Origin of the sequence: Microbacterium testaceum, assembly GCF_001476285.1 — a bacterium.
GTDB classification, from domain to species: Bacteria; Actinomycetota; Actinomycetes; order Actinomycetales; family Microbacteriaceae; genus Microbacterium; species Microbacterium testaceum_B.
On sequence record NZ_LDRU01000102.1, the window covers coordinates 1 to 9,362 of the forward strand.

Below are 9,362 nucleotides of genomic sequence, written 5' to 3' on the forward strand. Positions count from 1 at the left end.
GCATCCGGTCTCTTCTCGTTTGCGGGTCTCAGTACTCGCGGTCGATGAGCTGCGGGGGAACCTGATCGGCGGCCGACTCGTCGACGAAGAACGCGGTGCGACGACGACCCTTGGCTCCCGCGGCGGGAACGCTCTGGTAGCTCGCACCGGCGAGGGCGAGACCGAGCGCGGCGGCCTTGTCGGCTCCGGCGATGACCATCCACACGCGCTTCGACGAGTTGATGACCGGTCGCGTGAGGGACACGCGGTCGCTCGGGGGCTTGGGGGAGTCCCGCACGGGGACCGTTGCGCGATCGGTCACCGAGATCTCGGAGCGGTCGGGGAAGAGCGACGCGATGTGCGCGTCCGGCCCCACACCGAGGAAGCAGATGTCGAACGACGGCCACGGACCCGTCTCGCTGCGGTCGGAGGGCGCGAACTGCGCGAGCTCGTCCGCGTACGCGATGGCGGCGGCATCCAGGTCGAGACCCTCGTCCGACGACGCGACGGCGTGGATGTTCGCGGCGGGGATGTCGAGCCCGTCGAGGAACGCCTCGCGCGCCTGCTTCTCGTTGCGGTCGTCGGAGTCGCGCGGCACGAAGCGCTCGTCACCGAACCAGAAGTGAACGAGCGACCAGTCGATCTCGGCGATGCGGGGGTCGCGCGCGGCGGTGCGCAGGACCGCGCCGCCCATCGTTCCGCCCGTGAGGCACACGTGCATGCGCTTCCCCTCGGCGACACGCTTGACGATGCGGTTCACGAACCGCGTCGCGACGTACTCGGCCAGGGTGTCGGGGTCGCGCTTGATGATGACGCGCTTCGACGCACCGTTCTCGCTCATGCGTCGCTCCGCTCGTCCGCGGTGCGCAGAAGGTGCGCGCACTCGGTGATGACGCGGCCGTAGAGTACGTCGGGGTCGAGGCGACGAAGCTCCTCGGCGAGGCACTCGCGCAGCGTCCGGCGGGGGAACGCGAGGTCGTGCGTGGGCTGTCCCGGCTGGGTCAGCACCGCGACCGCAGGCTCGGGCCGTTCGAGGAGGGTGTCGCCGCTCTCACGGGTCAGGCGCACCGACTTGATGCCGGTGGCCCACTCATCCGGCGACAGGTAGGTGTAGTCGACGGGCGCTTCCAGCTTGAGGCCGAGCCACGCGGCGAGCAGGGCCGTCGACGGGGAGTCCGTCGCGCCCTTGACCTCAATGGCCGTGACCGGCTCGTACGGCGGCTGATCGAGGACCGCCGCGAGCTGCTCGCGCCAGCGCGTAAGGCGCGTCCAGGCGAAATCGGTGTCTCCGGGGGCGTAATGCTCGCCCAAGCGGGCGACCCACGCGGCCGGGTCCTCCTGAGAGGACGCGTCCGTGATGCGGCGCTGAGCGATCCGGCCGATCGCCGACTTCGAGGGGTTCTCGGGCGCGTCGGCCGGCCACCAGGCGACCACGGGCGCATCCGGGAGGAGGAGACCCGTGACCAGGCTCTCGGCGTTGGAGCCCGCGGCGCCGTGGGCGCGCAGCACCACGACCTCGCTCGCCCCGGCGTCCCCGCCGACGCGGATCTGGGCGTCCAGACGGGGAGCCTCGTCTTCGTCGCCGAAGAGCACGGCGATGACGCGCATCGGGTGCTCGCGCGAGGCGTCGTTCGCGGCCTCGATGACCTCTTCCTCGGCGCCGTGGTGCGTGACGATGATAAGGGTCAGGACGCGACCGAGAGCGACGGCTCCGCCTTCTTCGCGGACGCTGACGAGCTTCTTCGAGATCGCGCTGACGGTGGTGTCGGGCAGGTCGATGATCACGGGCGCCTCCAGGTGCGGCCGTCGCGGGCGAGGAGCTCGTCGGCGGATGCCGGGCCCCACGATCCGGGCGAATACTGTTCCAGCGGACCGCCCTGGGCGGCCCAGAACTCCTCGATCGGGTCGAGGATCTTCCAGCTGAGCTCGACCTCCTCGTGGCGGGGGAAGAGCGGCGGGTCACCCAGAAGGACGTCGAGGATGAGTCGCTCGTACGCTTCGGGGCTCGCCTCGGTGAAGGCGTGGCCGTAGCCGAAGTCCATCGTGACGTCGCGCACCTGGGTGCCGTCGCCGGGGACCTTGGAGCCGAACCGGATCGTGACGCCCTCGTCGGGCTGGACGCGGATGACGAGCGCGTTCTGCCCCAGTTCCTGCGTCTGACTGCGCGAGAACAGCTGCTGCGGCGCGCGCTTGAAGACGACGGCGACCTCGGTGACGCGGCGGCCGAGACGCTTCCCGCTTCGGACGTAGAACGGCACGCCCGACCAACGGCGGGTGTTGATCTCGAGCTTGATCGCGGCGTACGTCTCGGTCACGGACTCGGGGTTCATACCGTCTTCCTCGAGGAAGCCGAGAACCTCTTCGCCGCCCTGCCAGCCACCCGCGTACTGGCCGCGAGCGGTCGCCTCGGCGAGGTTCTCCGGGAGGCGGACGGCGGCGAGCACCTTCTCCTTCTCGGCACGCAGGTCGGCGGCGTTGAAGCTGATGGGCTCCTCCATCGCCGTGAGGGCGAGCAGCTGCAGGAGGTGGTTCTGGATGACGTCGCGAGCGGCGCCGATCCCGTCGTAATAGCCGGCACGCCCACCCACGCCGATGTCTTCGGCCATGGTGATCTGCACGTGATCGACGTAGTTGCGGTTCCAGATGGGCTCGTAGAGCTCGTTCGCGAAGCGCAGCGCGAGGATGTTCTGGACCGTCTCCTTGCCGAGGTAGTGGTCGATCCGGAAGATCGAGTCCGCCGGGAAAGCGCTCTCGACGACTTCGTTCAGCGCGCGTGCCGAGGCGAGGTCGTGGCCGAAGGGCTTCTCGATGACGACACGTCGCCACCCGCTCGTCTTGTCGGCGTCTCCGCCGACGAGGCCCGAGGCCTTGAGCTGCGTGGTGACGAGCGGGAACGCCTTCGGGGGGATCGACAGGTAGTAGGCGTGGTTGCCCATCGTCCCGCGCTCCACGTCGAGACGATCGACGGTCTCGCGCAGGCGCTGGAACGCCGCCGGATCGTCGAACTCGCCCTGGACGAACCGGATGCCCTCGAGGAGCTCCTTCCAGGTCTCTTCGCGGAATTCGGTGCGGGCGTACTGTTTGACCGACTCGTAGACGACCTTCGCGAAGTCCTGGTCTTCCCAGTCCCGGCGCGCGAAGCCCACGAGAGCGAAGCCCGGCGGCAGAAGCCCGCGGTTGGCGAGGTCGTAGACCGCCGGCATGAGCTTCTTGCGCGACAGGTCTCCCGTCACGCCGAAGATGACGAGTGCGCTGGGGCCGGCGATCCGGCTCAGCCGGCGATCCTCAGGATCGCGAAGGGGGTTATGGCCCGGGGTGATCTCTACGACCATGCTCTACTGTGCCGCCTCGAAGAGTGAAAGAACGTCGATCTGCGGGTCTGTCAGCGTCAGCGTGACGACGGGGCGGCCGTGGCCCTCCGCCAGCACGCTCGCGTCACCCGCAGCCTGTGCCTGGATGAGCTCACTGAACGTGAACGGGCGCCCCGGGATCTCGAGGTCGACGTCGGTGCGTTCGGTGATCTGGAGGAAGACGCCGTTGGCCGGCCCTCCCTTGTGGTACTGCCCCGTCGAATGCAGGAACCGCGGCCCCCACCCGAAGGTCGTCGGGCGTCCCGCATCGGCGGCGACCAGTTCGCGCAGTCCGTGGAGCTGCGGAACGTCGAGTCGGTTCACGTACGCCTGGATGCTGACATAGCCGTCGGCGGGAACCGTGGCCCACAGCGCCTCGAGGACGCCCGCGACGGTTCCGCTCGCGGCCAACGCGGGGTCGGAGACGCGCACCTCGACACCGTCGACGACGAACGCCGGGGGAGTGGGTGCGGGTCGCGCGTCGAGCAGACCGCGCGTGGCGACCTTCGCCGACTCGACGTCGGGCTGGTCGAACGGGTCGATGCCGAGCATGCGGCCGGCGATCGCCGTCGCGTACTCCCACACGACGAACTGCGCGCCGAGCGAACCGCTGACGAGGATCTCGCCGTGATGATGCTCGAACAGGTGCAGCTTGTGGGCGTCGTCGACGAAACGCGCGACCTGCAGGTCTTCGGGAGTCGACTCGACCTCGGGAGACACCGGGAGCAGCACGACCGGAAGGATGCCGGTTCCCTGCTTGCCGGTGGACTCGGCGATCAGCTGCTCGATCCAGTCCGGCAGGCCGGGGAGGTGAGCGTCGTCCATCACGAGGCCGAGCTTGTCGCGGCGGTGCTCGCCGCCGCCCGCGATCGCCGCGGCCAGCACGAGCGCCGGGTTCTCGGGGGAGTCGATCGCGACCTCGAGGAGGGTGGCATCCGCCTCGTTCAGGAGATCTTCGATGTCGACGCCCGCGAGACCCGCCGGGACCAGACCGAAGGCCGTGAGGGCCGAATAGCGACCGCCCACCGTGGGGTCTGCCGTGAAGACACGGTAGCCGTCGGCACGAGCGGCCTGCTCGAGCGGGGAGCCGGGGTCGGTGACCACGACGATGCGCTCGGCGGGGTCGATGCCGAGGTCGCGGTAGGCGGCCTCGAATGCCCGCTTGGCGGAGTCGGTCTCGATCGTGGACCCCGACTTGCTCGAGACCACGAGGAGCGTCTGCGCGAGCCCGCCCGCTTCAGCGTCGCCGTCGATCGCGGCGAGCACCTGTCCGGGGGCGGTCGAGTCGAGGATCACCAGCGGGACGCCGGCGGACTGGGCGATGACCTCCGGCGCAAGCGACGAGCCGCCCATGCCGGCCAGCACGACGCGGGTCACGCCCTGCGCGACGAACTCGTCGCGCAGGGCGGTGATCTCGGGGACGAGCGGGCGCGAGACGGAGACCGCCTGCACCCATCCGAGCCGGCGAGAGGCCTCGTCCTCGGCAGCCGGGCCCCACAGGCTCGCGTCGCCGGCGGTGATGCCGGATGCCACGAGCGACCCGACCAAGCCGGGGAGCTCGGCGTCGACGACCGACTTGACGTGGCCGGTGACCTTGACCTCGAACGTCACTGCGCGGCCTGGGCGCTTCCGGCGTCGAGAGCGGTCTTCACCGTGTCCTGCAGCTCGTGCCAGGAAGCGATGAACTTCTCGACGCCCTCGTCCTCGAGCGTCTGCGTCGCATCGGCGACGTCGACGCCCACGGCCGCGAGACGGTCGAAGACCTCGTGCGCCTCTGCGTACGCGCCGGTGACCGTGTCGCCGGTGATGACGCCGTGGTCGAAGGTCGCCTCGAGCGTCTTCTCGGGCATCGTGTTGACGGTGCCGGGAGCGACCAGCTCGGTCACGTAGAGCGTGTCGGGCAGGGCCGGGTCCTTGACGCCGGTCGAGGCCCACAGCGGGCGCTGGACGGTGGCGCCGGCGGCCAGGAGGGCCTTCGCGCGGTCCTCGGCGAACTTCTTCTCGTAGAGCTCGTACGCGAGGCGGGCATTGGCGATGCCGGCCTTGCCCTTGAGCGCCGCGGCCTCATCGGTGCCGATCGCGGCCAGACGCTTGTCGATCTCGGTGTCGACGCGCGAGACGAAGAACGACGCGACCGACTGGAGGGTCGAGATGTCGTGACCGGCGGCCTGAGCCTTCTCGACGCCGGCAAGGTAGGCGTCGATGACCTCGGCGTACCGCTCGAGGCTGAAGATCAGCGTGACGTTGACCGAGATGCCGGCACCGATGACCTCGGTGATGGCCGGCAGGCCCGCCTTGGTCGCGGGGATCTTGATGAGGACGTTCTTGCGGTCGACCCTGGCCGAGAGGTCTTTCGCCTGGGCGATGGTGCCCTCGGTGTCGTGCGCGAGATCGGGTGAGACCTCGATCGACACGCGGCCGTCGACCCCGTCGGTGGCCTCGAAGACGGGCAGGAAGATGTCGCACGCGTCGCGCACGTCGTCGGTGGTGATCGAGAAGATCGCCTCGTCGACGTCGGCTCCGGCGGCGGCCAGCTCCTTGACCTGGCCCTCGTAGGCCTCGCCCTTCGACAGCGCGCCGGCGAAGATCGTGGGGTTGGTGGTGACGCCCACGACGTTGCGCGAGTCGATCAGCTCGGCGAGGTTGCCGGACTGGATGCGCTGACGCGAGAGGTCGTCGAGCCAGATGCTGACACCCGCGGCGGACAGGTCTTCGGTGGGAGTGCTCATTGTCGTTGTCTCCTCGTATTACTTCTTGGCGGCGGCGATCGAGTCGCGCGCGGCCTCGACGACGGCCTCGGCCGTGATGCCGAACTTCTGGAAAAGGGTCTTGTAGTCGGCCGACGCACCGAAGTGCTCGATCGCGACCGAACGACCGGCGTCGCCGACGATGCCGTGCCAGCTGAGCGCGGAACCGGCCTCGACCGACACGCGCGCCTTGACCGAGGAGGGGAGCACCGACTCGCGGTACGCCTCGTCCTGCTCGGCGAACCACTCGAGCGACGGAGCCGACACCACGCGGGCGTGCACGCCCTCAGCGGCGAGCGTCTCGCGCGCCTGGACGGCGAGCTGCACCTCGGAGCCGGTGGCGATGAGGATGACGTCGGGCTCGCCGTTCGCCGCCTCGGCCAGGACGTACGCACCCTTGACGGCACCCGCGGCCGACGCGAACTCGTCACCGGATGCCTCGCCCTCGCCGCGCGCGAACACGGGGATGTTCTGGCGGGTCAGGGCGATACCGGCGGGGCCGGCGGTGCGGCGAAGCATCTCGAGCCACACGACGCTCGTCTCGTTGGCGTCCGCGGGACGCACGAGAGCGAAGTTGGGGATCGCGCGGAGCGTCGCGAGCTGCTCGATCGGCTGGTGCGTCGGGCCGTCCTCGCCGAGGGCGACCGAGTCGTGCGTCCAGACGAAGATCGTCGGGATGTTCATCAGGGCGGCCAGACGCACCGGCGGGCGCATGTAGTCGCTGAAGATGAGGAACGTGCCGCCGAAGGGCCGGGTGGGCCCGTGGAGGACGATTCCGTTGAGGATCGCGCCCATGGCGTGCTCGCGGATGCCGAAGTGCAGCACGCGGCCGTACGGATCGCCGGACCATTCGTGCGTCGACCACGAGGTGGGGATGAAGGACTTGGCATCCTTGATCGTCGTCAGGTTCGACTCGGCGAGGTCGGCCGAGCCTCCCCAGAGCTCGGGGAGCTCGGCGGCCAGCGCGTTGATCACGGTGCCCGAGGCGGCGCGGGTGGACACGTCCTTGCCCGCCTCGAAGGCGGGAAGCGCGTCGGCGATGTCGGCGGGGAGCTCGCGGGCCTGGAGGCGGTCCCACAGCTGCTTGCGCTCGGGGTGGGCGGCGGCCCAGGCGTCGAACTTCTGCTGCCAGGCGGCCTTCTCGGCCTCGCCGCGCTCGACGAGCTCGCGCGTGTGGGCGATCACCTCGTCGGCGACGGCGAAGTTCTGCTCGGGGTCGAAGCCGAGCACCTCCTTGGTGGCCCGCAGCTCGTCGGCGCCGAGCGCCGAGCCGTGGATCTTGCCGGAGTTCTGCTTGCCGGGCGAGGGCCAGCCGATGATCGTCTTGAGGATGATGAGCGACGGCTTGCTGGTCTCGCCCTTGGCGGCCTCGATCGCGGAGTAGAGCTCGGCGACGTCTTCGACGTACTGACCGGTCTTCTTCCAGTCGACGGTCTGGACGTGCCAGCCGTAGGCCTCGTAGCGCTTCTGCACGTCCTCGGTGAAGGCGACGTTCGTGTCGTCCTCGATCGAGATCTGGTTGGAGTCGTAGATCGCGATGAGGTTGCCGAGCTCCTGGTGGCCGGCCAGCGAGGACGCCTCGCTGGTCACGCCCTCCTGGAGGTCGCCGTCACCGGCGATGACGTAGACGTAGTGGTCGAAGGGGCTCTCGCCGGCGGGGGACTCCGGGTCGAAGAGGCCGCGCTCGTAGCGCGCCGCGTAGGCGAAGCCGACCGAGGAGGCGAGGCCCTGGCCGAGCGGGCCGGTGGTGATCTCGACGCCGTCGGTGTGGCCGTACTCGGGGTGGCCCGGGGTGAGCGAACCCCAGGTGCGCAGCGCCTCGAGGTCTTTCAGCTCGAGGCCGAAACCACCGAGGTAGAGCTGCACGTACTGCGTGAGCGAGGAGTGACCGGCGGAGAGGATGAAACGGTCGCGGCCCGGCCAGTGCGTGTCGGCCGGGTCGTGCCGCATCACGCGCTGGTACAGCAGGTACGCGGCGGGAGCCAGCGACATCGCCGTTCCGGGGTGGCCGTTGCCCACCTTCTCAACGGCATCCGCCGCGAGGATGCGAGCGGTGTCCACCGCGCGCCGATCGATCTCGTCCCATTCGAAGTCCGACAACAGGGTCGCCTTTCTCGATACTTTGCGCCCGGATCACTTCCGACGCCGCACTCACCACCGTAGGAGTGGGAGAGGGGTGGGGTGTCGGCGCGGGGCGCGCGTTCACGGCCAGCATAGCGAGATCGACCGCGACCGTTGCGGTCCGTGACGGGGGTCGACAGGCGGCCGGTCGTGTGGTGGGCATGGCGTAGAATCGTGGAGGTTTCATACGCGCTACCCCGGGGGACGATGGACATCTCGACGACGTCGCACGTCATTGCGACGACCGATCGCCGCTCCGTCGGACGAACCATTCGCGCTTACGTCGCTCTGACGAAGCCGCGTGTGCTCGAGCTTCTGCTCGTCACGACGGTGCCGGTCATGATCCTCGCGCAGGGCGGCCTGCCGAACCTGTGGCTCATCTTCGCGACCGTCATCGGCGGTTCGTTGAGTGCCGGATCCGCCGCGGCGTTCAACATGTACCTCGATCGAGACATCGACGCGCACATGCAGCGCACCGAGAACCGGCCGCTCGTCACCGGCGAGGTGTCGCCGCGGGGAGCGCTCGTCTTCGCGTGGACGCTCGCGGTGTTCTCGACCGTGTGGCTGTGGGCCTTCACCAACACGCTCGCTGCGGGTCTGTCGGCCGCGGCCATCTTCTTCTACGTCGTGATCTACACGATGATCCTCAAGCGCCGCACCGAACAGAACATCGTGTGGGGCGGGATCGCCGGCTGCTTCCCCGTGCTCATCGGGTGGTCGGCCGTGACCGGATCCCTTTCCTGGGCGCCGTTCATCCTCTTCGCGCTGGTGTTCCTGTGGACACCCCCGCACTACTGGCCGCTGTCGATGAAGTACGCCGATCAGTACGACGAGGTCGATGTGCCCATGCTCGGCGCGACCCGTAGTGGATCGCAGGTGGGCCTCCAGGTCATCCTGTACGCGTGGGCCACCGTCGCCTGCTCGTTGCTGCTCATCCCCGTGGCATCCATGGGTCTCGTCTACACGGTCTCGGCGGTCGTCTTCGGTGGGTGGTTCATCTACGAATCGCACCGCCTGTACTCCCGTGCCGTACGGGGTGGCGAGCCCCGGCCGATGCGCGTGTTCCACGCCTCGATCACGTATCTCACGCTCCTGTTCGTCGCGATCGCCGTGGATCCGCTGCTGCCGTTCTGACGGTCTGCGTCCACGAGAAAGCGCCCGCCCC

Annotated in this window: 7 protein-coding genes; 1 reads left to right on the plus strand and 6 read right to left on the minus strand. The window is 69.2% G+C overall.

What is annotated here, in order from left to right; translation table 11 throughout:
- Positions 1–28 precede the first annotated feature (28 nt).
- The 6 genes from pgl to tkt are packed head-to-tail and all read right to left on the minus strand — an operon-like array spanning position 29 to position 8,176.
- Positions 29–820 (minus strand): 6-phosphogluconolactonase, encoded by a 792-nt coding sequence (pgl, locus tag NS283_RS16005; RefSeq protein WP_058597853.1) that lies wholly within the window; start codon positions 818–820, stop codon positions 29–31.
- Positions 817–1,764 (minus strand): glucose-6-phosphate dehydrogenase assembly protein OpcA, encoded by a 948-nt coding sequence (locus NS283_RS16010; protein ID WP_058597854.1) that lies wholly within the window; start codon positions 1,762–1,764, stop codon positions 817–819. Before NS283_RS16010 ends, pgl begins: the two co-directional genes overlap by 4 nt.
- Positions 1,761–3,311 (minus strand): glucose-6-phosphate dehydrogenase, encoded by a 1,551-nt coding sequence (gene zwf, locus NS283_RS16015; RefSeq protein WP_058597855.1) that lies wholly within the window; start codon positions 3,309–3,311, stop codon positions 1,761–1,763. The genes NS283_RS16010 and zwf overlap by 4 nt, the downstream gene beginning before the upstream one ends.
- 3 nt (positions 3,312–3,314) lie before the next feature.
- Positions 3,315–4,940 carry a glucose-6-phosphate isomerase gene (locus NS283_RS16020; RefSeq protein WP_058597856.1) on the minus strand — a complete coding sequence of 542 codons (1,626 nt, stop codon included), beginning with the start codon at positions 4,938–4,940 and terminating at the stop codon, positions 3,315–3,317.
- Positions 4,937–6,058: a transaldolase gene (tal, locus tag NS283_RS16025; protein WP_058597857.1), complete on the minus strand. Its 1,122-nt coding sequence runs from the start codon at positions 6,056–6,058 to the stop codon at positions 4,937–4,939. The genes NS283_RS16020 and tal overlap by 4 nt, the downstream gene beginning before the upstream one ends.
- Before the next feature lie 18 nt (positions 6,059–6,076).
- Positions 6,077–8,176: a transketolase gene (gene tkt, locus NS283_RS16030; protein WP_058597858.1), complete on the minus strand. Its 2,100-nt coding sequence runs from the start codon at positions 8,174–8,176 to the stop codon at positions 6,077–6,079.
- Between the two features lie 228 nt (positions 8,177–8,404).
- Between tkt and NS283_RS16035 the strand changes: the two genes are divergently transcribed.
- The gene (locus NS283_RS16035; RefSeq protein WP_058597859.1) at positions 8,405–9,331 is read left to right on the plus strand and encodes a heme o synthase; all 927 of its coding nucleotides are present in this window, start codon (positions 8,405–8,407) and stop codon (positions 9,329–9,331) included.
- The last annotated feature ends 31 nt before the right edge of the window (positions 9,332–9,362 follow it).